Origin of the sequence: Coprococcus phoceensis (assembly GCF_900104635.1) — a bacterium.
GTDB lineage: Bacteria > Bacillota > Clostridia > Lachnospirales > Lachnospiraceae > Faecalimonas > Faecalimonas phoceensis.
In genome coordinates this window covers 1,582,504-1,606,269 of the sequence record NZ_FNWC01000007.1, presented here as the reverse complement: position 1 = coordinate 1,606,269, position 23,766 = coordinate 1,582,504, and the positions used below count along the sequence as shown (strand labels likewise).

General features: G+C 46.3%; 25 protein-coding genes. 24 read left to right on the top strand and 1 reads right to left on the bottom strand.

The features are described from left to right. Positions 1 to 17 precede the first annotated feature (17 nt). The 10 genes from BQ5364_RS11570 (at position 18) to BQ5364_RS11525 (ending at position 12,910) form a co-directional block, all read left to right on the top strand. On the top strand, positions 18 to 2,696 hold the full coding sequence (locus tag BQ5364_RS11570) for a CD1108 family mobile element protein (protein ID WP_071144311.1): 2,679 nt from the start codon (positions 18 to 20) through the stop codon (positions 2,694 to 2,696). An 18-nt stretch (positions 2,697 to 2,714) separates the two neighbouring features. Further along, positions 2,715 to 2,960, top strand: a complete 246-nt coding sequence (locus BQ5364_RS11565) for a DUF4315 family protein (protein ID WP_025577937.1) — start codon at positions 2,715 to 2,717, stop codon at positions 2,958 to 2,960. Continuing rightward, positions 2,950 to 4,062 (top strand): DUF4366 domain-containing protein, encoded by a 1,113-nt coding sequence (locus tag BQ5364_RS11560; protein WP_064785863.1) that lies wholly within the window; start codon positions 2,950 to 2,952, stop codon positions 4,060 to 4,062. Before BQ5364_RS11565 ends, BQ5364_RS11560 begins: the two co-directional genes overlap by 11 nt. A gap of 39 nt (positions 4,063 to 4,101) precedes the next feature. Next, positions 4,102 to 9,012, top strand: coding sequence for a class B sortase (srtB, locus tag BQ5364_RS11555; protein ID WP_071144310.1), 4,911 nt, complete (start codon positions 4,102 to 4,104; stop codon positions 9,010 to 9,012). Between the two features lie 62 nt (positions 9,013 to 9,074). Next, positions 9,075 to 9,557, top strand: coding sequence for a hypothetical protein (locus BQ5364_RS11550; protein WP_071144309.1), 483 nt, complete (start codon positions 9,075 to 9,077; stop codon positions 9,555 to 9,557). Positions 9,558 to 9,739: 182 nt separating this feature from the next. Next, positions 9,740 to 10,342: a DUF6088 family protein gene (locus BQ5364_RS11545; RefSeq protein ID WP_055157009.1), complete on the top strand. Its 603-nt coding sequence runs from the start codon at positions 9,740 to 9,742 to the stop codon at positions 10,340 to 10,342. Next, positions 10,339 to 11,337, top strand: a complete 999-nt coding sequence (locus tag BQ5364_RS11540) for a nucleotidyl transferase AbiEii/AbiGii toxin family protein (protein ID WP_071144308.1) — start codon at positions 10,339 to 10,341, stop codon at positions 11,335 to 11,337. Before BQ5364_RS11545 ends, BQ5364_RS11540 begins: the two co-directional genes overlap by 4 nt. An 82-nt stretch (positions 11,338 to 11,419) precedes the next feature. Further along, positions 11,420 to 11,737 (top strand): hypothetical protein, encoded by a 318-nt coding sequence (locus tag BQ5364_RS11535; protein ID WP_055158538.1) that lies wholly within the window; start codon positions 11,420 to 11,422, stop codon positions 11,735 to 11,737. Next, positions 11,733 to 12,500, top strand: coding sequence for an FAD-dependent thymidylate synthase (locus BQ5364_RS11530; RefSeq protein ID WP_268874330.1), 768 nt, complete (start codon positions 11,733 to 11,735; stop codon positions 12,498 to 12,500). Before BQ5364_RS11535 ends, BQ5364_RS11530 begins: the two co-directional genes overlap by 5 nt. Next, positions 12,497 to 12,910 carry a dUTP diphosphatase gene (locus BQ5364_RS11525; RefSeq protein ID WP_055158506.1) on the top strand — a complete coding sequence of 138 codons (414 nt, stop codon included), beginning with the start codon at positions 12,497 to 12,499 and terminating at the stop codon, positions 12,908 to 12,910. The genes BQ5364_RS11530 and BQ5364_RS11525 overlap by 4 nt, the downstream gene beginning before the upstream one ends. Before the next feature lie 119 nt (positions 12,911 to 13,029). Here the strand turns inward: BQ5364_RS11525 and BQ5364_RS11520 are convergent, their stop codons facing one another. Next, positions 13,030 to 13,344, bottom strand: coding sequence for a helix-turn-helix domain-containing protein (locus BQ5364_RS11520; RefSeq protein ID WP_005361112.1), 315 nt, complete (start codon positions 13,342 to 13,344; stop codon positions 13,030 to 13,032). Between the two features lie 149 nt (positions 13,345 to 13,493). Here BQ5364_RS11520 and BQ5364_RS11515 point away from each other — a divergent pair, with 149 nt between their 5' ends. The 14 genes from BQ5364_RS11515 (at position 13,494) to BQ5364_RS11455 (ending at position 23,726) form a co-directional block, all read left to right on the top strand. Next, positions 13,494 to 14,003 (top strand): SLOG family protein, encoded by a 510-nt coding sequence (locus BQ5364_RS11515; RefSeq protein ID WP_055158503.1) that lies wholly within the window; start codon positions 13,494 to 13,496, stop codon positions 14,001 to 14,003. Between the two features lie 65 nt (positions 14,004 to 14,068). After that, positions 14,069 to 14,194: a DUF3789 domain-containing protein gene (locus BQ5364_RS17480; protein ID WP_081017347.1), complete on the top strand. Its 126-nt coding sequence runs from the start codon at positions 14,069 to 14,071 to the stop codon at positions 14,192 to 14,194. 3 nt (positions 14,195 to 14,197) lie between these two features. Further along, positions 14,198 to 16,306 (top strand): DNA topoisomerase 3, encoded by a 2,109-nt coding sequence (locus BQ5364_RS11510; RefSeq protein ID WP_071144307.1) that lies wholly within the window; start codon positions 14,198 to 14,200, stop codon positions 16,304 to 16,306. After that, complete coding sequence (locus tag BQ5364_RS11505; RefSeq protein WP_071144306.1) at positions 16,303 to 16,686, top strand: hypothetical protein; 384 nt, start codon at positions 16,303 to 16,305, stop codon at positions 16,684 to 16,686. The genes BQ5364_RS11510 and BQ5364_RS11505 overlap by 4 nt, the downstream gene beginning before the upstream one ends. Positions 16,687 to 16,691: 5 nt before the next feature. Continuing rightward, positions 16,692 to 17,060 carry a cysteine-rich VLP protein gene (locus BQ5364_RS11500; protein WP_015542943.1) on the top strand — a complete coding sequence of 123 codons (369 nt, stop codon included), beginning with the start codon at positions 16,692 to 16,694 and terminating at the stop codon, positions 17,058 to 17,060. Between the two features lie 192 nt (positions 17,061 to 17,252). After that, positions 17,253 to 17,846 carry a hypothetical protein gene (locus tag BQ5364_RS11495; RefSeq protein ID WP_442871277.1) on the top strand — a complete coding sequence of 198 codons (594 nt, stop codon included), beginning with the start codon at positions 17,253 to 17,255 and terminating at the stop codon, positions 17,844 to 17,846. Between the two features lie 13 nt (positions 17,847 to 17,859). Next, on the top strand, positions 17,860 to 18,780 hold the full coding sequence (locus tag BQ5364_RS11490) for a DUF4316 domain-containing protein (protein WP_064785837.1): 921 nt from the start codon (positions 17,860 to 17,862) through the stop codon (positions 18,778 to 18,780). Then, positions 18,780 to 19,478 (top strand): hypothetical protein, encoded by a 699-nt coding sequence (locus BQ5364_RS11485; RefSeq protein WP_015542941.1) that lies wholly within the window; start codon positions 18,780 to 18,782, stop codon positions 19,476 to 19,478. Before BQ5364_RS11490 ends, BQ5364_RS11485 begins: the two co-directional genes overlap by 1 nt. Further along, on the top strand, positions 19,475 to 19,819 hold the full coding sequence (locus tag BQ5364_RS11480) for a plasmid mobilization protein (RefSeq protein WP_067536905.1): 345 nt from the start codon (positions 19,475 to 19,477) through the stop codon (positions 19,817 to 19,819). Before BQ5364_RS11485 ends, BQ5364_RS11480 begins: the two co-directional genes overlap by 4 nt. A gap of 131 nt (positions 19,820 to 19,950) precedes the next feature. After that, positions 19,951 to 20,619 carry a response regulator transcription factor gene (locus BQ5364_RS11475; protein ID WP_015542939.1) on the top strand — a complete coding sequence of 223 codons (669 nt, stop codon included), beginning with the start codon at positions 19,951 to 19,953 and terminating at the stop codon, positions 20,617 to 20,619. A 57-nt stretch (positions 20,620 to 20,676) separates the two neighbouring features. Then, a complete protein-coding gene (locus BQ5364_RS11470; RefSeq protein WP_071144305.1) occupies positions 20,677 to 21,594 on the top strand; it encodes an ABC transporter ATP-binding protein in 918 nt (305 codons plus the stop codon). Continuing rightward, positions 21,587 to 22,408 carry an ABC transporter permease gene (locus BQ5364_RS11465; RefSeq protein ID WP_015542937.1) on the top strand — a complete coding sequence of 274 codons (822 nt, stop codon included), beginning with the start codon at positions 21,587 to 21,589 and terminating at the stop codon, positions 22,406 to 22,408. The genes BQ5364_RS11470 and BQ5364_RS11465 overlap by 8 nt, the downstream gene beginning before the upstream one ends. Positions 22,409 to 22,434: 26 nt before the next feature. Then, positions 22,435 to 23,298 carry a sensor histidine kinase gene (locus tag BQ5364_RS11460; RefSeq protein WP_064786730.1) on the top strand — a complete coding sequence of 288 codons (864 nt, stop codon included), beginning with the start codon at positions 22,435 to 22,437 and terminating at the stop codon, positions 23,296 to 23,298. Between the two features lie 137 nt (positions 23,299 to 23,435). Further along, positions 23,436 to 23,726 carry a CD1845 family protein gene (locus BQ5364_RS11455; protein WP_005361132.1) on the top strand — a complete coding sequence of 97 codons (291 nt, stop codon included), beginning with the start codon at positions 23,436 to 23,438 and terminating at the stop codon, positions 23,724 to 23,726. The last annotated feature ends 40 nt before the right edge of the window (positions 23,727 to 23,766 follow it).

Genomic DNA, 23,766 nt, shown 5'->3' with positions numbered 1-23,766 from the left:
GATCGGAGGTGAGAACAATGGCACACGACAGGGAATTTCAAAGGAGGCGCAAAGATACCCGGATGCCGGTGCGTGATTCCCACGGGGAGGATCAACCGGCAGCCAGGCAGACCGAACAGGATTTTGACCTGCGCAGGGCACGGGACACCCCTTCTTCTGTCAACGGCAAGACACACAGGCAGGACATCCCTGTACAGACGGAATTTTCCCATCTGTCACCGGAAACACCGGCGTCCTTGCTGGAACAGGGCGAAGCGTATGCAACCGCTTTGGATGGTTTTTCGGAACACTTTGAGACACCGGATGCTACCAGGACAGCGCCCCCGATACAGGACAACGTGCGAAGCAATTTCCGGCAGGAGGCTTCCAGGCGTTCTTTTGTAACAGAGGATGTGACAGACCATGATACCGGAAAATATGCTCCTTCTTCCGAAGGCTCAGCCCCACCGAACGGCACAGACAGATCCGGTCAGGAACACCGTTACCGAACACACCAGCATGGGAACAAATATCAGCAGCGTTTTCAGGAAGCGGCACAGGCGGAGGAACAGGCAGCGCAGAAGGAAAAGGGTATGGATAGCGAACCGCCGAAAACATCCAAGCTGGAATTTACTGCGGATGAACTACCGCCGGAGACAAAGGATAAAAAGCTCACCCATGCAAGACGGAAGGCGGAACGGACTGCACAAAAAGCAGAGCAGGCGCAAAATCGTCTACCTGCCCGGAAGAAACTGCGCATGGAGACGGTTTCCGACCCGGAGACCGGAAAAGCCAAAAAACACTTAAAATTTGAAAAGGAGGTCAAATCCCAAAAGGTCCATGTAAAAGGACCTGTACCCCTGCGTCCGGTCAAGGCGGGCGCCAATACTGCCATTGGTTACGCTCATAAAAAGATTTATGAGGCAGAGGATGAAAATGTGGGCATCAAGGCAGCCCACCGCTCTGAACTTGTGGGCGAGGCAGGGCTTCGCACGGCATATCACCGGCATAAAACTGCCCCCTACCGAAAGGCAGCGAAATTACAGCAAAAATCAGCAAAAGCAAACGCAAGACTTGCTTACCGGCAGGCTCTTAGCGACCACCCGGAGCTGAAGAAACATGCGATTGCCCGGATATGGCAGAAACAAAAACTGAAAAGGCAGTATGCCAAGGCTGCCCGTGAAGCCGGGAAACAGGCAAAAAATGCCGCAGTCGCAACAGAGAGGGTCAGCGTCGGTATTGTCCATGCGGTCAAACGGCACCCTGTAATCTGCCTTGTCCTCCTGCTTCTCCTTTTGGTAATTTTCCTGATCACATCCCTGTTTTCCACGTTCTCCAATATCGGGACCGGCGGTTTGGGAAGTCTGGCTGCTTCTACCTATCTTGCAGATGATCAGGACATCAACCAGGCGGAGCTTACCTATACCGAATGGGAAACGGATCTGCAAATGGAAATAGACCGGGTGGAATCAGACCGCCCCGGCTATGACGAATACCGGTATAACCTGGGCGCAATCGAGCATGACCCGTATGTGCTGATGGGGTATCTGACTTCTGCTTATCAGGGATTTACTTACGATGAAGTGGAAAGCGTGCTGCGGCAGCTTTTCCAGGAACAATATACCCTGTCCTTTTCAGAAGAAACCGAGATCCGTTACCGCACCGAAACTTCCGTTGATCCGGAAACCGGGGAAGAAACCCAGGAGGAAGTGCCTTATGAATGGCGCATCTTAAATGTCAAGCTCACAGTCACACCTCTAGAAAACCTGGTCGTTTCCCGGATGAACGCAGACCAGAAAGAGATCTGCGAGATCCTGCTGCAGACAAAAGGAAACCGCCAGTATGTCAAAAATGTCTTTGGCACCAACTGGCTCCCTTATGTGACCAGCTATTACGGCTACCGGGTACATCCCATCAGTGGGGAAAAGAACTATCACACCGGTGTGGACATCGGGATGCCGGAGGGCACAGAGATCCTTGCCGGGCATGACGGAACGGTCACCCTTGCGGGAAATGCCGGCGGTTATGGCTTGTGTGTCGCTATTGAAGGCGAGGCATACGAAGGACATACCCTGACGACCAAATACGGGCACTGTTCCCAGATCCTTGTTTCTGCCGGGCAGGAGGTCAAAGCCGGGGATGTGATTGCAAAGGTCGGGAATACCGGAAATTCTACCGGGGCCCACCTGCACTTAGAAGTCCTGGTTGACGGCCAGTATTTGAATCCCCTGTATTTTGCCGATACCGGCGATACCAGCGAACGGCACCTGCCGGAAGTTGGTTCAGGCGGTACAGGAAACTACTTCGATTATGACATTCCACCGGAAGCCCTTGCGGATGAACAGTTTGCCGCAATGATGGCCGAGGCGGAAAAATATCTTGGCTATCCGTATGTATGGGGAGGCGCAAGCCCTTCCACTTCCTTTGACTGTTCCGGCTATGTGTCCTGGGTGATCAACAACTGCGGCGTTGGCTGGAATTTCGGAAGGCTGACCGCGGATGGTCTTTTAGGTGTATGTACGCCGGTATCAAGTGCGGATGCAAAACCGGGCGACCTGATCTTCTTCCAGAGGACCTACAACACCAGCGGCGCAAGCCATGTAGGGATCTATGTGGGAAATGGAATGATGATCCACTGTGGAGACCCGATTTCTTATGCAAACATCAATACAAGCTACTGGCAGCAGCATTTTTATACATTTGGGCGTCTGCCTTAACAGATTGGAGGTAATAAATTGAATCCTAAAATTGAAAAACTGGAAAAGGAAATTGAAAAGACCAAAACAAAGATTGCGGAAATGCAGGCAAAGCTCCATAAGCTGGAGGAACAGAAAACAGAGCTGGAAAATACCGATTATGTAGCGGTGGCGCGCAGTTTCAAACTGACGCCCCAGCAGCTTGCGGATTTTTTGAAATCACAGCAGGCAGCCCCTTCGGAAACTGTTTTACCGCAGGAGAAGGAGGATGTGCATGAGGCTTAAAAAACTTTCCCTGCTGCTGGCGCTTACGCTTCTTGTAAGTGTCAGCGCATTACCTGTAACGGCTCATGCCGGCGGTTCCAAAGACACCACACCGCCAACGCTGACTGCTTCCATGGAGGGCGATGCCCTGAAAATAGAAAGCAGTGACGATCTATCCGGCGTGGAGGCGGTCTTTGTTGATGAAAACCGTATCAACTCCCTCACCGACGGGAAAGCGTCGGTCGCACTGAAAGATTATGCCGGAACAGAAAAACAGGTAAGCATATACGCAAAAGATTATGCCGGCAACCGTTCTGATATGGTAAAGCTGGATAATCCGTATTACAAAGAACCGGCTCCTGAAAAGAAACCTGCTACGACAGCACCCCAGAGTCCGTCCGGTACACAGACAAAACCGCCTAAGGAAGAAAAACCTTCCGGCTCAAACGCTGCAACCCCTTCCGGCGGCGGAAATTCTTCCGGTTCAGATAACAGTACCGGACAGCAGGAAAATACTTCTGCGATCCCGGAAGGTGCATTTACCCCGGAAGGCACCGGAACGGTACAGGACAACATCAGCGGTACGGATGGGGAAAAACAGTTTTACACCATCACTACGGACGCGGGCAATGTCTTTTATCTGGTGATCGACGGGAAACGGGAAGATAACAATGTCTACTTCTTAAACGGCGTCACAGAGTCCGACCTGATGGCACTTGCAGAAAAGAACAATGGCAGCATGAGCATGATCCCCCAGGAAGAAAGCTGTAACTGCACAGAAAAATGTGAGGCAGGAAAGGTTAATACCGGCTGTCCGGTCTGCAAAAATGACTTAAATGGCTGCAAAGGAAAAGAAAAGCCGGCGGAAACTGAAAAACCGGCAGAACCGGAAAAGCCGAAGAAAGAAACCGGCAGCGTCGGCACGATCCTGTTTATCCTTGCTGCCTTACTTGCGGTCGGCGGGATCGGTTACTATGTAAAAATCGTGCGTCCGAAACAGCAGGCCGAGGACGATGCGGAATTTGAGGATGACGGTTATGGCGAAGGCTTTGACCCGGATGAGGCATACGGGGAACCGGAATATCTTTCCGAGGATGATTTTGACGACAAGGACAGCAAATAAGGCTGTCCTTTTAGATTTTATGAAAGTGAGGATTTTTTCATGGAACATATCATAACCAGACGCCGCGGCTTTCGCAAGCTGTTGGCGTTTTTGCTTTGTATGGCAAGCATTTTGGGGCTTCTTCCGGCTCAGGCTTTTGCCATGTCTGTCGGACAGACGGCAAGCTCCTGGCTGGGCGACCAGTATGTGGGCTCTGATGGGAACCACTACCGTGCCCCGGCGCCTTACACCTATCTTGCCTACCATGCAGACGGAACCATCGATGTACACACCAGTTCCGGGGGCAATGCTTACCGGCACTATATGCTGACGGATTCTGACGGGATCAGCCACCAGGTTTACTGTGTGGAGAGCGGGATTCCTTACCATACTTCGGAAAATACCTATGTTTCGGAAAGCGGGACCAACAGCCAATACCTGAACCTGCTTCCTGCCGAGGCAAGGAGGGGGATCACCCTGACTGCGATCTATGGCTGGAAACCCGGTGCGGCGCTCCCTGTTTCCGGAATCAACGAGGATGACTATAAGATGGCAACCCAGATCATCCTTTGGGAATACCAGCAGCAACTTAGAAGCGATCCGTACAGCCGCCACGGAAACGGCCACGCAGACGCCGACCAGTATTTCAGCGTGATCGCCGGACGACCGGCAGAAAAAGCCTATGACTGGATTCTTGCACAGGTCGCTTCCCATTCCACAGTACCTTCCTTTACTTCTTCTAAGAAAAGCGAAGCACCGGAACTGGAACTGAAATGGGATGTAGAAAAAAAGGTCTATACCCTGACGGTCACAGATACCAATAACTTGAAGATCGATCTGGAGGCTTTGAAAGGCAGCGGCGTTTCTGTGACAAGAAACGGAAATGAATACACCTTTACCAGCAGGCAGATGATGATGGACCCGGTGCTGTTTGAATTCCGAAAGAATATCCCGGTGGCAAACGACATGCTGATCTGGGGCAGACCCGGCTACCAGACCATGATGACCGGCGCCAGCGATCCGGTTTCCTTCTTTGTAAAATTCAAAACGGAAACTTACGGTACCGCAAAACTTGTCAAGACCAGTGAGGACGGCATTGTTTCCGGTATCACCTTCCATATCTCCGGTACGGACATTTTGGGAAATGAAGTCAATGAGGAAGTTACGACCGGAGAAAACGGCCAGATTGAAAAGAAGCTCCTGCCGGGAACCTATCTGGTAAAAGAACTTCCGGTGAACCGCTATGTGACCCCTTCCGCACAGTACGTGACCATTGAAAGCGGGCAGACTTCTTCGGTACATTTCAGCAATATTCTGAAGAAATTTCGCGTCCATGTGGTAAAGAGTGATGCTGACACCGGAAATGCTCAGGGGGATGCCACGCTTGCAGGGGCGGCCTATGGGATCTTCCGTGATGGCGAACTGATCGACACTTATACTACCGGACCGGATGGCAGCTTTATGACCCGCTATTATGTATGCGGGGATGGCTGGACGATCCGGGAAATCGAACCGAGCACCGGGTATCTTCTGAATGAAACCATTTATGAAGTGGGTGCATCCCCTTCCCTGTATGAAGTGGAACTCAATACCACAGAAAATCAGGTGACGGAAACGGTTATTTACGGAAGTATCCAGCTTGTCAAGCACACCGATGACCTGGACCCGGATGTGCCTGAGGGCGAAAATACCGACGATCCCAATGCTGGTATCATCGAACGCCCGGAAGCAGGCGCAGTCTTTGAAGTTTACTTAAAGGCAGCCGGGAGCTATGACGCGGCAAAGGAAAGTGAACGTGACCTTCTTACCACGGATGCGGATGGTTTTGCTTCCAGTAAACCGCTTCCTTATGGACATTATACGGTCCATCAGATCGCAGGCGAGGAAGGCAAAGCCTTTGTCCCGGACTTTACGGTATTCATTTCCTCTGACGGAAAGACTTACAGCTATATCCTGAACAACCGCACCATCACAGCCCGTCTGAAAGTTGAAAAATGTGACGCAGAGACCGGAAAGATTATCCCTGTGACCGGAACCGGTTTTCAGATCAAGGATCTTTCCACCGGGGAATTTATCACCCAGACCGTCTACTATCCGAACCCGGAAACACTGGATACCTTCTATGTTTCTGACGAGGGCTGGCTGATGCTGCCGGAGCCTTTGGCCGCCGGGGATTATGAACTTTATGAGGTGGCTGCCCCTTATGGCTATGTGCTTTCCGATCAGCCGGTACCGTTTACCATTGACGGCAGCGAGGCGGTTGTGACGGTCACTCAGTACAATATGCCGCAGAAAGGCCAGCTTACCATCACAAAGACCGGAGAAGTATTTGCTTCTGTCCAGGAAAACGACGGACTGTACCAACCGGTATATGAGGTTGCCGGACTTCCTGGAGCGGTCTATGATGTGATCGCAGATGAAGATATTTATACCGGTGACGGTACCTTGCGGGCAGAAAAAGATACGGTTGTGGAAACACTTACGACCGGCGAGGACGGCACAGCGAAAAGCGGGTCTCTCTATCTTGGCCGTTATCGTCTGGAGGAACGTCAGGCGCCTTCCGGCTGTGTGTTGAATCCTCAACCGGAATATGTGGAACTGACCTATGCGGGTGAGACCGTAGAGGTTACACAGACAGCGGCCGGTCTTTATGACGAACGCCAGAAAGTGGATGTCACACTTTTCAAGGCAATGGAGACCGATGACCTGTTCGGTCTTGGCATGAACGAGGAATATAAGGATATTTCCTTTGGACTTTATGCTTCCGCAGACCTGACGGCGGCAGATGGCAGCGTAATCCCGGCAGGTGGACTTCTGGAAGTGGTCTCTGTTTCGTCTGAGGAATCCGGCGGTTATAGCGCTTCCTTCGCTTCCGACCTGCCTTTTGGCAGCTATTATGTCAAGGAACGCACAACCAACGGCGCCTATATCCTTTCGAATCAGGAATATCCGGTTGTCTTTGAGTATGCTGGTCAGGAAACCGCCCTGGTACAGATCCTTGTCAATGAAGGCGAGGCTGTTTCCAATGAACTTCTCCGTGGGCGTGTAGACGGTGTAAAAGTCGGGGAAAACCCGGAAGGCGGCGAGGATGTCACGCTTGCCGGTGCGCTCATGGGTCTGTTTAGACCTGATACCGAAGAATTTACTGAAGAAAATGCGCTGCTTACTGCTATTACCGGAAAAGACGGCAGTTTTTCCTTTGAGAACATTCCTTACGGACACTGGATCGTCAAGGAGATCTCTGCCCCTGACCTTTATACGGTAAGCCCGCAGCAGCACCATGTATATATCGGTGCAGACGGACAGCATATCGAGATCCGTGTGGAAAACACCCTGATCCGCGGCAGTGTGCAGGTAACTAAAACCGAAGCTGTGGAGGAACCGTCCCCTGTGGAAAAGGAGGATAAGAAAGACAAGAATTCTTTCCTGCGCTTCCTGCCCGGTGCAGTGTTCGACCTGTATGCGGATTCCAACGCCAACCAGGAATATGATCCTGACGATCAAAAGATCGGTACGCTGAAAGAAACCGATGCAGGCTATCATACGGCGGAAAACCTTCTGGCTGGCGGCTACTTTATCAAAGAAAGCAAAGCGCCGGAGGGCTATCAGCCTGACTCAAACGCTTACTATTTTTCCATCACAGAAGATGGACAGGTCGCAGTTGTGGAAAATGGAGAAGCCGGGCACGGATTTACCAATGAGGCTTACCGCGGCAACTTAAAGATCACAAAGGATTCCAGCGACGGGCGCAAAGATGGTTTTGCCATCGAGGTTAAGAGTGCGGACGGCTCCTACTGCGAGACATTCACCACTCCAAAATCCGGCGTGATTGAAGTTAAGGGCCTTCGTGTCGGTATTTATACCGTAACAGAAGTTGCAAACCGGGCAAGCAAGGATTACATCATTCCTGATGCCGCTACGGTGGAGATCAAGGCAGATCAGACATCTACGGTCCAGTTCTTTAATGAAAAACCGGAAAAGCCGGATAACCCAAAGAACCCGGAAAAGCCTTCTGTTCCCTCCAATCCTTCCACCCCTCAAAAGCCGGTACCGCAGACCGGGGATGATCCGTATATTTTCCTGTATGGCGGACTGCTGGCAGCCGCACTGATCGGCGGCAGCGTATTTGCTGTGTATTATTTCAAAAAGGGAAAATACAGCAGGACTTCCCTGAAAAGAACGGCTGTCGGGGTTTCTGTCCTTTCACTCTGCGTTCTGGTGGCTCTTGGCAGCGGTTTTTTGGTGTTCCGTGACTTGAACCAGTATGCTGAGAGTAAAGATGCCTATCGAGATCTTGCCGGATATGTGGAAGTGCCGGAGCAGACAGCTTCCCCGGAGTCGGCACCCGATCCGACAGAACCAAAACGGGACGATACCGATATTATCCTGCCTTCGGTAGACTTTGAAGCGCTCCGTGAAAATGGACCGGACATCATCGGATGGCTTTCCCTTCCTGATACGGTGCTCAATTATCCGGTGACGCAGACCGACAACAACGAGTATTACCTGAACCATCTTTATGACGGGACCTATAACAAGGTTGGCTGCCTGTTTGCCGACTATGAAAACCAGGCAGATTTTTCAGACCGCAATACGATCATTTACGGTCATAATATGCGGGATGGTTCCATGTTTGCTCTGCTGAACCGGTACGATGAACAAAGTTACTTTGATACCCACAGGCAGATGTATCTCGTTACTCCGAAGGGTGGTTATGTCATGGAGATCTTTGCGGCGTTTGCAGCAAAGCCGGAAGAATCCGGCAGTGAAACCTCTCCCTGGCAGCTTTCCTGGAAGGATGACGGTGCTTATACTACCTGGCTTACAGCTATGAAGGAACGTTCCGCGGTGGAAAGTGATGTGACTGTGACCTGCAGTGATAAGGTACTGACCCTTTCTACCTGTACGCCGGGCGGCACAGGACGCTTCCTTGTCATGGGAAAACTCGTGAAAGTAGATAACGAAATATAGATTTTAGGCGGTGCGGGGGCAAAAGCTCCCGCACCTGCTGTTTACAAGGAGGATTTTATTTTATGGTAAATACCATGATTTCCATTCCCGGCTATGTCCATCTTTACCGCTCGCTTTTGCGGTTTTACGACATGCCGGAAAATGAAGTCCGGGAAATGCTCTATCTTCTGAATACGGCAAACCTGGACTGCTATGAGTATTATCACCCGGACCGCAGTGTGATCCAGAGCGGACCGGTCGCTTTTTGCGGATGGCTGGAAACGAAAGATTGCCGCCCTTACCGCACAGAGGTACAGCTTTACAAATCGCTGCTGTTTTTGAAGCGCAGCATTGACCGTGACCTGATTGTATCAGCTCAGAGGGAGGCTCTGCAAACCCTGCGCTGTATTATCTCCAATCTGGAATACCGCTTTTATAAAGCCTATGGCATGGAGATCGAGGATAAACGCACGGTCTATGGGGAATGTACCTACCGTCTGGTTCCCAGGGAGGATGAACCCAGCGTGTGCCTGATGCACGACTGGATCTACCTGCCGAGTGCTTAAAATGCAACGGAAAATATATAAAATTTGTTGCAAATCAAATACCTTTTGCTTCTGTTATTGTGTATCAGAGGCTTCTTTTTTGGGAACACTAAAAAATAGGAGCCTCAGATGATTGAAAAAATGCAACGGATAGTATATAATATTCGTTGCAAAGGAGGTGCAAATCAGTGGCAAAAGGATATATGCAGGAAATTCGTGAAAGGATTTTATCTGCGGAGGAAGGAAGTGTTTTTTCAACTTCTGATTTTGCGGATATTGCAGACACAAATACAGTGCGCTCCGCTTTATATCGGCTTATTCAAGATGGAATATTGCGCCGGATTCTTAATGGTGTTTATGAAAAACCAAAATATAGCAAACTTCTGGATGAATATGTGGCGGCAGACCCGGAAGCAGTGGCGAACGCATTGGCACGAAGTTATCACTGGACGATTGCTCCATGTGGGAATACAGCATTGAACCTGTTAGGTCTTTCAACACAGGTAACAGCAGTATGGTCCTATATCAGCGATGGTCCATATAAGACCTACGAGTGGAACTCTACAAAGCTGGAATTTAAGCACCGGACCAATAAAGAGATTACCGGATTGTCCTATATGACAAGTTTGGTTATACAGGCATTAAAAACGCTTGGCAGATCGAATATTACGCCAGAAGTCATACAGATGCTTTCCGAAAAACTGACAGACAAGGATAAACAGGCTTGTTTGAAAGAAGCAACAGAGTCTACGGATTGGGTTTACGATACGATACGGCAGATTTGTGGAGGTGAAAAGGTACAATGAGAAATATAGCAAGACTTTCAGATAACGACCGCAGGGAGCTGTTCAGAAATACAGCAGATAAAATGGGGCTGAATGATGCCATCGTGGAAAAAGACTTTTGGGTATGTTTTACGCTGGATTATTTATTTCACCGCTCACTATGGAAAGAGTCCATCACCTTTAAGGGTGGTACCAGCCTTTCAAAAGCCTTTCACCTGATCAGCCGGTTTTCAGAAGATATTGATTTGATTCTGGACTGGCGTGTATTGGGATATGGCAAAGATGAACCATGGGAGAAACGTTCCAATACAAAACAGGATGCTTTTAACAAAGAAGCCAATGCGCGTGCGGAAGTATTTCTGTCCGAAACATTCTGCCCGGCAGTCAAAGCCGGCTTATCCCAGGAAATCGGTTGTGAAGCAAATGTCTACATAGATGAAAAGGATAAACAGACGGTCATTTTCGCCTATCCGCACCTTTTTACAAATACGGCGACCTTACAGGTGATCCGTTTAGAGATTGGTGCGCTGGCAGCGTGGACTCCTGCAAAAACAGCGCAGATCGAACCATACGCGGCAAAATATTATCCGAAGATTTTTGAGCAAAAAGAAACCGCAATCCTTACCGTTGCCCCGGAACGGACCTTCTGGGAAAAAGCCACAATCCTGCACCATGAAGCGAACAGACCGGAACATTTGGAAATGCCGCAGCGGTATTCCAGACATTATTATGATCTCTACCGCATGGCTGCAACACCGGTCAAAGAAGCTGCTTTTTCCAGGCTTGACCTCCTGAAGAAAGTTGTAGATTTCAAAATGAAATTCTATCCCAGAGCATGGGCGAAGTACCCGGAGGCTGTGCCGGGCACATTAAAATTACTCCCGCCGGAATATCGGTTTGCAGCATTGGAAGCGGACTATAACTCTATGCAGGATATGTTGTATGGGGATGTTCCGACATTTGAGACAGTCATAGCAGCGGTCCGGGAACTGGAAAAAGAGATCAATACACTATAACAATTACATATCCATTTATTTGCCGGTTATTCTAAGATGCTTTAGAATAGCCGGTTTCTTGTTTTCAAAGGAGGGATGCTATATTACGCAAAATGAAGTCAATGCCGTTTTTGACGAACAGGTGCGGCTCTGTGCTGATACCTTGAAACGGAAAACCAAAGAATACACCGGGGATGATCCGGACCGGCTGGGTGCATTTAAGGCAGCGGCAACTTTACAGCACACAACGCCCCAGCGTGCCCTTGCCGGTATGCTGGCAAAGCATATTGTTTCTCTATACGATATGTGCTTTGCCGAGGAAACAGTTTATCCGATGGACACATGGGACGAAAAGATCACAGACAGTCTTAACTATCTGTTCTTACTGAAAGCGATTGTAAAGGAGGGACATACCAATTAAACAGATTGAAGTAAAAATTTTGAACTGCCAGGCGGTAGCGGAAGCAGAAAAAAACATGGTCTTTGCGGCAAGACTTACCCAGCAGGGACATAAGATTGCCTCAATGGACGACCTGATGGAGCTCTACGAAAAATCATTCAGCGTTCAGACAGTAGCAGCTATGGGGGCGCTTCCCCATCCTACCATCCAGAAATTTGCGGTGATCACGGTAGCCATTGTCGGCGCCAGCAGGCGTTTTCTGGCGCAGATCACCCGCCACCAGAACGAAGTAAAATTTATGAGTGCATCGCTGCAGTACAGCAACTATACGGGACAGGCGGATTTCGCTGTCCCGTATTCTATTATGACGGCTCCGGCTGTGGTACGGGAGCTGTACTTAAAAAGTTGTAATGAAAGCATGAAATGTTATGAAGCCCTGTGCACTGCCGGAAGCGGGCACGATGCGGCCGGCTATGCCACGCCCCAGGGATTACGGAATGTACTGCTCATCAGCGCCACCCCTTATCAGTGGAAACATATCATCGGCCAGCGGGTATGCCGAAGAAATACAGATGAAACAAGGATCGTGCTGTTAAAGGTCTGGAAAGAACTTTATGACCTAAGCCCTGCCTTATTTGCCCCGTCACTGACCGGGCCTTTCTGTCAGTTGGATCGATGTCTGGAAGGGAAAATGACCTGCGGGCGAAAACTGCAGGCAGATATGACGCCAGAGGATATTTTAGAAAAAGACTATCCCGCTCTTTGGGAAGGAGGCTGCCGATGAAAATAAAACTAATCGATTTTGGCGTGCCGGAGCACCAGCGTCCTTACCGTCCTCATGGCAATGATGCCGGAGCAGATGTTTATCTGCCCTATGACTGCACCTTACAGCCCGGAGAAATCGCCAAAATTCCTCTTGGCTTTGGACTGGAAATACCGGATGGGTATGCGGGATATATCTTTCCCCGTACCAGTATGGCGGTAAAAGGTCTGGTCTGTGAACTGCCGCCTGTGGATTCCGGCTACCGAGGAGAGATCCATGCGATCATCAGCAATGTAAGCAATCAGGCGCAGTCTCTTTTTAAGGGAGCCCGTATCGGGCAGCTTGTGATCACGCCGACTGTCATTGCGGATTTTGTAACAGATCTGGGAACAGAGCGAGGAACCGGCAGCTTTGGCAGTACCGGCGAATAGAAAAAGGCTGTTTGGGGAACAGTTTTTGAATACTTATCGGTATAGGGAGCGGACATTTCGAGAACATTATAAAATATAATAAAGAAAGTCACGAAAAAAGCGGCCATTACCGTGACCGCCTACTTTCTGCTATTGAGTTCTTTCATAATACCAAGGATATATTGCATGGATTGAGGATCAAGCTGTCTTGCCTCTGCAATGAATTCCTTCAAGGTTTCCGGGTAAGTATTTCCTTCGTCAAAGAATTCCTGCGGAGTCACACCCAGATATTCGCAGATGTAGAAAAAAGACTGCATAGCGGGAAGTGACTTTTTATTCTCAATATTATTGATGTAGTTGTTTGCCTGACCTAACGATAAAGACATATCGCGTGCGGAAACTCCTTTCTGTGTCCGCAGCTTCGCTAATCGTTCCGGGACAAAATCTTCATACATCGCCTTCACCTCCCATTCTGTAATAGATTGTACCTTACACCCCTTTATTATCCGCAAAGAGAAAAAGGGTATTATCGTTGACTTGCTAAATAAAATCTATTACTATGTGAAAAGTGAAGAAATTTACCTATCAGATGGAGGGATGACCGATGAAAGGAAAGACTTGCTGTGTTACCGGACACAGGGATTTGCCGCAGAATGAGATCAACAAAATAAAAGCCGCTTTGGAACATGAGATCGATGCTGCCGTTACAGATGGATTTACCTGTTTTATGAGTGGCTTTGCAGATGGCGTGGATCAGTATTTTGCAGAGCTGGTGTTGGAAAGAAAGCAGACTAATCCGGCGCTGGAGCTGATCGCAGTGATCCCTTACCGCAAACGTCTGGACAGCCTGAATAAGAAAACAAGAACCCGTGAACTGCTGGAGGCTTGTGCGGATGTTGTTGTCATACAGGAAAAATATCTCCCAAGCGTCTACTCCCACAGAAACCGCTATATGGTGGAGCACTCCGACCGAGTGATCGCTGTATATGACGGACGGGAAACCGGCGGTACGGCAAAGACGATCCGCTTCACCCATCGGATGAAAAAGGAACTGCGGGAAATCCCGGTTGGAGAGATCGTCCTGCCGGATCACTTGAAACCAAAAACAAAATAGATACCTGTTGATGCGCTCACTTTGAAGTGGGCGTTTTTCTTTACCCATTTTTAGGAGGAATGCTTATGTGGAACCTGATTTCACATTTCCTTACCTTTGCCGGAGGAATGGCTTCCGGCGTTATGTTGATGTGTCTTATGCAAACCGGAAAACTTGCGGATAAAGAATTTGAAACTATGAAGGAGGAATAAAAATTGAAACTTGTGATTGCAGAAAAGCCCTCTGTTGCTATGTCACTGGCAGCAGTATTAGGCGCAACGGAAAGAAAAGACGGTTATCTCGAAGGTTCCGGTTATCTGGTGAGCTGGTGCGTGGGACATCTTTTGGAACTGGCACAGCCGGAGGCTTACAAAGAACAGTACGCCAAATGGCGGTATGAGGACCTTCCGATCCTACCGGAAAACTGGAAATATGAAGTTCCAAAGGATAAGAAAAAGCAGCTTGCCCTTTTGTGCCGGCTGATGAAGGACAAACGGGTTGATTCTGTGGTATGCGCTACGGATGCCGGGCGTGAAGGAGAACTGATCTTCCGTCTGGTCTATGAATATGCCGGATGTAATAAGCCTATGGAACGCCTTTGGATTTCCAGTATGGAGGATGCGGCGATCCGTGAGGGTTTTGACCATCTCCGTCCCGGCAGTGATTACGATAAACTCTATGATGCGGCAGTATGCCGGGCAGGAGCCGACTGGCTGATCGGGATCAATGCCACCCGGCTTTTTTCTGTCCTGTATGGTGTCACACTAAATGTCGGCCGTGTTATGTCACCGACGCTGGCACTTTTGGTACAGCGTGAGTCGGATATTGAATCCTTCATCAGCAAGCCTTTTTATGTGCCGGAAATCACCTGCGGAGGTTTTACTGCTTCCGGCGAAAAAATGACGGAACGATCCGAGGCTGAAAAAATCCGTATGGACTGTGACCACAACTCCGCTTTTGTGCGTTCTGCGGAAAAGCAGGTAAAAACTATACAGCCTCCCCGCCTTTATGACCTTACAACTCTGCAAAGGGAATGTAACCGTATTTATGGCTATACGGCTCAACAGACCCTTGATTATGTGCAATCTCTCTATGAAAAGAAGCTGGCAACCTATCCGAGAACGGACAGCCAGTATTTGACGAAGGACATGCAGGCAACCGCCGCTTCCCTGATCCTATGGCTGCGTGACAATATGCCCTTTGGAAAAGGCTGCGCCGGAGAGCCGGACATTGACCGGGTAACAGACGACAGCAAAGTGACCGACCACCATGCCATCATCCCAACTGTGGAGATTGCACGGACAGACCTGTCGGAGCTTCCTTCCGGGGAGCGGGATGTGCTTACCCTGCTTGCCGTCAGACTGCTTTGTGCCACAACGCAGGTACACCGATTTGAAGCGGTCACCGCTATATTGGACTGCCAGGGATATACTTTTACGGCAAAAGGAAAGACTATTTTACAGTCCGGCTGGAAAGAGGTGGAACGGATTCACCGTATGAGTATCAGGCAGAGTGAAACGGAACACAAAGAAAATGAAGCTGTCGCTCTCCCTGTGCTGCAGGAAGGACAGACTTTTGAAGCTGTATCAGCAAGTCTCCGTGAAGGGAAAACTTCACCGCCGAAACACTATACGGAGGACACACTGCTGTCCGCTATGGAGACTGCCGGTGCGGAAGATATGCCGGAAGATGCCGAGCGTAAAGGATTGGGTACTCCGGCTACCCGTGCGGCAACACTGGAAAAGCTGGTTTCTGCCGGATTTGTACAGCGAAAGAAAAAGCAGCTCATTCCTACGGAAAAAGGAAAGAACCTGATCGCAGTCCTGCCGGACAATATCAAATCTCCCATCTTAACTGCAGAATGGGAATCCATGCTGAAACAAGTGGAACATGGCGAACTGTCGGCAACATCTTTTATGGATCAGATTGCAGATATGAGCCGGACGCTGGTAAAAGAACATACTACCCCGGAAGAACGTTTTGCGGATCTGTTTCCTTCTTCCAGAGGAACTGCACATGAAGCCGTAGGGGTATGTCCTCGCTGCGGAGCCCCGGTATATGAAGGAAAGAAAGGTTTTTTCTGCGACAACAGGGAATGTTCTTTTGCTCTTTGGAAAGATAACCGTTTCTTTTCCAGCAAGAAAAAATCCATCACAAAGTCTGTGGCAGCGGCTCTTTTGAAAGAGGGCCGTATTTCTATGTCCGGGCTTTACAGTGAAAAAACAGGAAAGACCTATGATGCGGAAGTGATTCTGGATGATACCGGCGGTAAATATGTGAATTTCAAGCTGGAATTTCCAGTAAAGAAAGGCAGGCGTAAATGAGCGATCGAAAAACCTTTGAATATGGCGGTTATCACTTCACGCCCATACGAAAATTTCACAAAAAAGAAGGCGACTTTTTCGCCATATCGAAACGGCTGGCAAGTGACCCCAACTTAGGGCTGTGTACCTATCAGGATCGGCAAAAAGCACCTTATGATTACAAAGACTTTTATACCGTTTCAACAGACAAAGAATGTGATATTTTCCGCTGCGAAGAAAATGGCTTGTTGTATGTACCGGGAAAAAACGAACTTTTTATTTACCATGAACCAAAACAGAAAAAGCGGAACTCTATCGCCGATGCCCTTTCACAGTCCAGGAATGTTACTGATGCAACCGGAATTTCCGGCGGCAGACAAAGCAGTGACCCGGAAAGGTAGGCATTATGGCAGAGAGGGAATTAAAACGCTCGGAGCAGTCTGCAATCCGAAAGCTGGTTACAGAGCTTTGCGCCAACTATGACTCTCAGGATAAGATCTGCCTTCCCCTGGACAGCCCTTGCTACATGCTGAATAAATGGTGGACCGGTGCTTATTGCCGGTACTTTGAAAAAGCGGTGTTGCCGGTGGATGCAGCACTGGAATCAGCCATTACCGGCGAGGACACCTCCATGAGACAGAAAATATGCTCTGTGTGTGGAAAATCATATCTTCCTATAACCAGCCAGGCATATTGCTCCGATGCCTGCCGGGTCTATGCAAGACGGAAATCCGAGCGGAAACGCAAACGCCGGCAGCGGCAAAACCAACCATGATATGTCCGCAACTTAGCCCCAAAAGTCCTTGATTTTCAATGGCTATTCGCATCTGTTTTTAAGGGAGCTGTATAAGAATACTCCGGTGCTTTGAAATGAGGTTAAGTTGCGGACAAAACTTATATTTTAACAAAAACGATAGGAGGCGATTTTTTGAATATCAACACGATTACTGCAGAGGATCTTCGCCGTATGCCGGATAAGGAAGGACTGATTTTACAGGGCTGCGGCGGAGATCTGACAGAATGGGTGGACGGGATCAACGAAATGCTGACAAATGCAGGCATATTGAAAGATGGCAGCCAGTTTGAAAATGTGTTTGCTTTTCAGCACGGAGAACTGACCTGTCTGCTTTACCCTTTTGATGATGTGAAACTGGATATAGGGAAACTTGCCCTGTGGCGTTTACAGACCCATGAAGTCTATGGCGGCACATGGCTGTCGGACTTTGTGCCGAATTATTTAGGCGGATTTATAGAAACACCGGAACCATTGGCAGATAAACCGGACTGCCCTCTGATCGGAGCAGATGGGAACATTTTTAATCTGCTTGGTATTGCTTCCCGTACTTTGCGGGAGCATGGTCTAAAAGAACAGGCAAAAGAAATGTCTGACCGGGTATTTGCTTCCGGCAGTTATGGAGAAGCGCTCTGTATCATTGGCGAATATGTCAACATCACAGATTCCGAACCGGAGCATAAGAATTCTCTCCGTCAGCAGCTAAAGGCAACAAAACCGGCAGACCCAGTAAAAAAGCAACAAACTTCCAAACAGCAGGAACGATAAGGAGGGATGCGAAATGGAAAGGAAACGGACCTATGGTGTATGGGCAGTACGAAGCAGCACTTCTATTTTCGGACCGGCACAAAGCTGGTGCAAGGAAAATGGAAAACCGTTGGAGTTTGATAGCAAAGCCGACGCTGAAAACTATGCAAAGGAAGCCAACGAGCATACGACAGCAAATGTCCGATACTATGTGAAAGAAAAAGAACCGGAACCCGGCGCTGTTCGGAAAGGAACATCTCAACCGGAACTGGATGCGCGCAGCCATGAAGAAGTAATACCAAGAAATGATGCAGCGGAAAAACAAAACGAGATTCCGGGCAGACAGATCCCTTCTCAAACAGATCCGCTGGTAGAAATCCGCTCTGCGGTCCATAGTAATTACGCGGGTATGGTCGCTATGCTGGGTGCGGACAACCGTGTGTATTTGGGCCGTGAGGAACGTTGCCATTACCAGGATATGCAGCCATCTTACTATGACAATCAGGACGGTTCCCTGTGTTTTGTCTGTGATCAGCCCGATATGTATTATTTTCTTTATGGAGAAGGCTGGGCGCATACCCAGACGGAAATGTTGGAACGAGGGCTTACCTTGCGCCAGTATGAAGAATTTGCGAGACTGCAAAATGGGGTCCTTGCACAGTTTACCACCCAAAGAGAAATTCTGTTTGCCGGACAGCCGTTTCAGGCGCCGGAAAGTTATCTTCGCAATGCGGAACTTTATGAGGAAGGACAAACCGGGAACTACAATATGCTGGATGGCAGGCTGAACAACGAACCTCCTGTGCGCCCGGATCTGACAGACGGACAGACGGATGAAGAAATCCGGGAGCTGGTGCCGGAAGCAAAGCCGTCTTTGATGGACCGTTTGAAAGCAGACAAACCGGAGCATGAAGCAAGGCAGATGATCCCTCCTGTGCCGGAAAGGGAACGCTGATGGCCGGGGTAAGATTTGAGGATGTAGATCTTTTGGGTGCTCTTTCCCGTATCGTAGATCTTCATACCCAACATTATAAAGAGGACTTTGACCTGGATAAGGAACTGATTTCAAAACTGGCTGTGTCAGACCGTTCAGAGGATAAACAGCTTCTTTGGATGTCACGCCCTTGCGGAACCTATACCCTGCGCGAACGGGAAGTTTATCTGGATGGAAGCCATGAAAATAAAGTGTGGCGGTTTTACCAGGAACAGACAAATGATCCCGTTTTGGCTTATGCCATCTCTTTGAAAGAAGTCAGGGACGGAAAAATATTTGGCAATCTCTATCCGCTAAATTATAGAGAACATGTGGAACGGATGAAAAAGCTGACCTGTCCAATCGGAAATGTAGCCGTTGCATTTGCGGATGGAAATGTTATCACGATTCCCTATCAGGAACGGAGACAGCTTATGAACCGGTTTATGCCAGAGCATGGAGCCCCTAAAACAATGACTTATCTGCCGGAAAATGAGCCGGAGCTGATGATGATTCTAAAACGGGAACGCTTCAAACGCAGCTATCATGCGACAGCCGGAAATCTGGAGGAATATCTTGATAAGCTGGAAAAGACCACCCTGCGGGAAAAACTCAAAAGAGCAAAGACGGTGGTTTCAACACAGGAGGTCTCATCTCATAAAAGAGGGTTGGAACGATGAAGGGCGGGCATAACAAAAAATCCGTCCGCGTCGAATTTGTCATGTCCGAACCGGAGGCCGAACTGGTAAAAGAACGCATGGCGGAACTTGGCATTACCAACCTGTCGGCATATCTGCGAAAGATGGCCGTAGACGGTTACATCATTCACCTTGATATGGGAGATATTCAGGAAATGATCCGGCTTCTCCGCATTTGTTCCAATAACTTAAACCAATATACCAGACGGGCCAATGAGACCGGCAATATTTATGCCGCAGATATAGATGACATCCGCACCCGTCTGGACAGCCTTTGGGATGGCATGGACAAACTGATCCGGGGATTTGCAAATCTTTCATAATATTAAACTAATTTTGAAATGGCATCTTGATATGGGTTCATTTATTCTTAACAGTTTTTTATCGACGATATTATTATGTGGATAACGATAAGTTCCTATGATAAAATAATTTGGCATGGAGGTAAATAAAAATGTGTAAAATTGTTATTATTGAAGATGATATAGATATTTGCAATATGATTAAAAAATTCTTGGAAAATAATAAATATAGTGTTCAATATGCTTTAAATGGTATAGAAGGAATAAATTTGTGCAAATCTTTTGTTCCGGACTTGATAATACTTGACATTATGTTGCCAGGGCTGAATGGGGATGATGTATTACAGAAATTGCGAAAATTTACAAACGCTCCTGTTATTGTTGTATCAGCAAAAACAATGGTTCAGACCAAAATAGAATTATTAAAAATAGGGGCAGATGACTACATGACAAAACCATTTGATTTGTATGAGCTTCTTGCACGTATTGAGGCAAATTTAAAACGGACTGTCGATAATCCTTATCAAAATAATAATACTTTGATATACAAAAATATAAAGATCAATAACTCTTTGGTTTATATAAACGGAGTATTAGTACCATTTACATCAACAGAATTGAGCATTTTAGAATTGCTATTGCAATACCCACAGAAAATATTTTCAAAACAAAATTTATATGAATCCATTTGGAATGAACCTTATGCGTATGATGACGATACAATCAATACTCATATTAGTCATATTCGTAAGAAAATTAAATCAATTACAAATGAAGATTATATACAAACTATTTGGGGGATTGGATATAAAATGAAATAATCTTTAGATTTTCTTTAGAGTTATCATATATAGTGGCATGGAAAGGAGTTGTTTAGGATGACAAAATTTATATGCGAAACAAAAAACCTGAGCAAAAAATATAAAGATTTCTATGCTTTAAAAAATGTAAACTTAACTATTCCAAAAGGCGAAATATATGGACTTGTGGGCGAAAATGGAGCAGGAAAAACAACGCTAATCAGATTATTGACAGGTCTTAATTTTAAAAGTGAAGGAGAAATTATTCTATTTGGGCATAATGATAATCTGCAATACGAACGATTAAAAATCGGGTGTACGATTGAAATGCCGGCACTATATAAAGATATGACTGCTTCACAAAATCTGGAAGTGCAAAGAATACAGAGAGGTATTCCGAATAAAAGCTGCATTGCTGATACTTTAGAATTGATTGGCTTATCGAACGCAGGTAAAAAAAGAGTAGCGCATTTTTCATTAGGGATGAAACAGCGGCTTGCACTGGGCGTTGCATTATTAGGTGAGCCAGAATTTTTAATATTGGATGAACCTGTCAATGGACTTGATCCTACGGGAATTATCGAATTACGGGAACTTCTTAAAAAATTAGTGAAAGAACGGGAAACCACCATTTTAATATCCAGCCATATATTAAGCGAATTGCACCAGCTCGCCACTTGTTATGGCTTTCTTCATAAGGGAGAACTTTTAAAACAAATTTCTGCTGAAAAATTGAATGAAGAATGTAAACGGTATATTTGTTTGAAAACAGATAATATACAGAAAACCACTCTCATATTAGAACAAAAAGCTAATATTAAAAACTATTCCGTTTATCCAGACAATTCTATTCGGATTTATGATTGTTTAGATAATGTAAGAATGATTTCCAAATTACTAACCGACAATGAAATCATCATTGATGAAATCTCTGTTCAGGGAGAAGATTTGGAAACATACTTTGAAAATCTAATAGGGGGTAGAAAAAATGTATAATCAAATACGGGCAGAATTTTATAAATTATTTCATACAAAGGCGTTATATCTAACATTTGCATTGATTTTAGCTGTTTTTGGTATCTTTTCCATAGGAGGTCAGCAACAATTTGTAGTATCTAGTTCCAGCGTAGATGAAACATGGAAGATAGGAGAAACCGTAGGATTTCTTGCTCGTGCATATAGTGATCAGGTACATCCAATGATTGAAGAAATTATAAGGACTGCCACGTCTTATACGGTATTTTTCTGGCTGATTGTTCTTATATTTTCTGTTGTTTTCTTTTCCAGAGAATATACAGATTCAACGATTAAAATTGCGATTGCAAGTGGACAAAGCCGACTAAAATTCTTTATTGCAAAGTATATCGTGATTACTGTTACCAGCATCATTTTATATTTTTCATTTATTATGGTTGCATTTATAATTGAATGTACAAAATACAATGTGCCGATACAATTACTTCCAATGTTGAAAATTGCAGGGCTAAATTGCATGGTTATGGGAGCCTTTATCGGTATTACACTCATGCTGTGTGTGATATTTAAGCATACAGCTATTGTGGTAGGAACTATGTCATTATTTACTTTTAGCGGACCTCTTATTTATATGATGACATGGGATAATATGTCTGCTCAATCGTGGCGAGTTCTAACGTACTTAAAAATCAATCCGATGTATTATTGGATGAATACGTGTTCTTATAATATGGTAAATCATTTGGAAATCAATATCTTACTTTATTTTGTAGGAACTGTAATTATTACATTCCTGGTGTCAGCATTGATATTGAGAAAACAAGAAATACACTAATTACAACAGAAAGGGGAAATGCGGATATGTTCTATTTTTTATTGATATGTTCTATATTCATATTAGCATGTTCCCTTTTTTCTATTACTAGAACAATTCGCAATATAAATAAGCAGATAAAGGAAAAACGAAAAATAAGAGTATCTTTATCAAATAGAGATATTGAAGAGTTAGCTTATGCGATCAATCAAAAAGATACCCTGCATAAGAAACTGCAAGTTCAAATTAAGCAAGAAGAAGATCAGTTAAAGCAATCTATATCTAATATAAGCCATGATCTAAGAACCCCATTAACATCTATACAGGGTTATCTAACACTTTTACAAGAATGTGAAGATAAACAGGAGCAAGACCAATATATTGAAATCATTAAAGCAAAAACAGATTATCTCACAGATCTGGTGCAAGAATTTTATGATTTATCTGTGGTGGAAAATGAGCAGTTTGATGTTGAATGTGAGAAGGTTGATATAAATAGAATTGTTACAGATTGCTTAATTGAAAAGTATTATGAATTTGGGGAAATCCAGCCGATTATTCAAACAGAAAAATCTCCGGTGTGGATATATGGCAATAACCTTATTTGTAAACGTATTATTGAAAATCTAATTACAAATGCAATCCGTTATTCTGATAACTATATTGAAGTGTCCATTAACCAGGAAGGCGTGTTCATGATTAAAAATTCAACGCAATCCCTTGATGAGATGGATATAAATTTATTATTCAGCAAGTTTTACACCGTTGATAAATCACGCACCAAAGGTGGTTCCGGTTTGGGATTGTATATTGTAAAAGAATTACTAAAGAAAATAGATGGAAAAATCGGAAATATAGAATATAATAAGCCAATTTTATCTATAACACTTTTTTTTCGATTGTTTAAATAGCCTTTAAGATGGCATGGATAAACTGATCAGGGGATTTGCAAACATTTCATAAACAGCCGGAAAGCCGTTGCTTTCTTTTTGCCGTCACGGTAAAATTTTTATAAGGGCAGATGCCCTTCTGAAAGGAGGCAAAGCGTATGCGTTTGATAGGTAAATTACTGGCACTTCCCTTTATGCTGGTTACGGGGATTCTTTATCTGGTATGTAAATTTTTAGTGGTTCTTTCCGGTGCGGTACTTGGGATTCTTTCCGGGATCATCTTTCTGGCGGCATTGGTGCTGTTCTTTGTCGCAGGATTTTTGCCGGGTCTTGCATGGCTTATGATCGCCTTTCTTATCAGTCCATATGGTCTGCCTCTGGCGGCTGCATGGCTGGTAGGAATCATTGGTGGGGCAAACAGTGCCTTAAAGGATTTTATATTTGGTTAAGCAGATTTGGCGGGGCGCATAGGAAGCCCCGCTCTTTTTC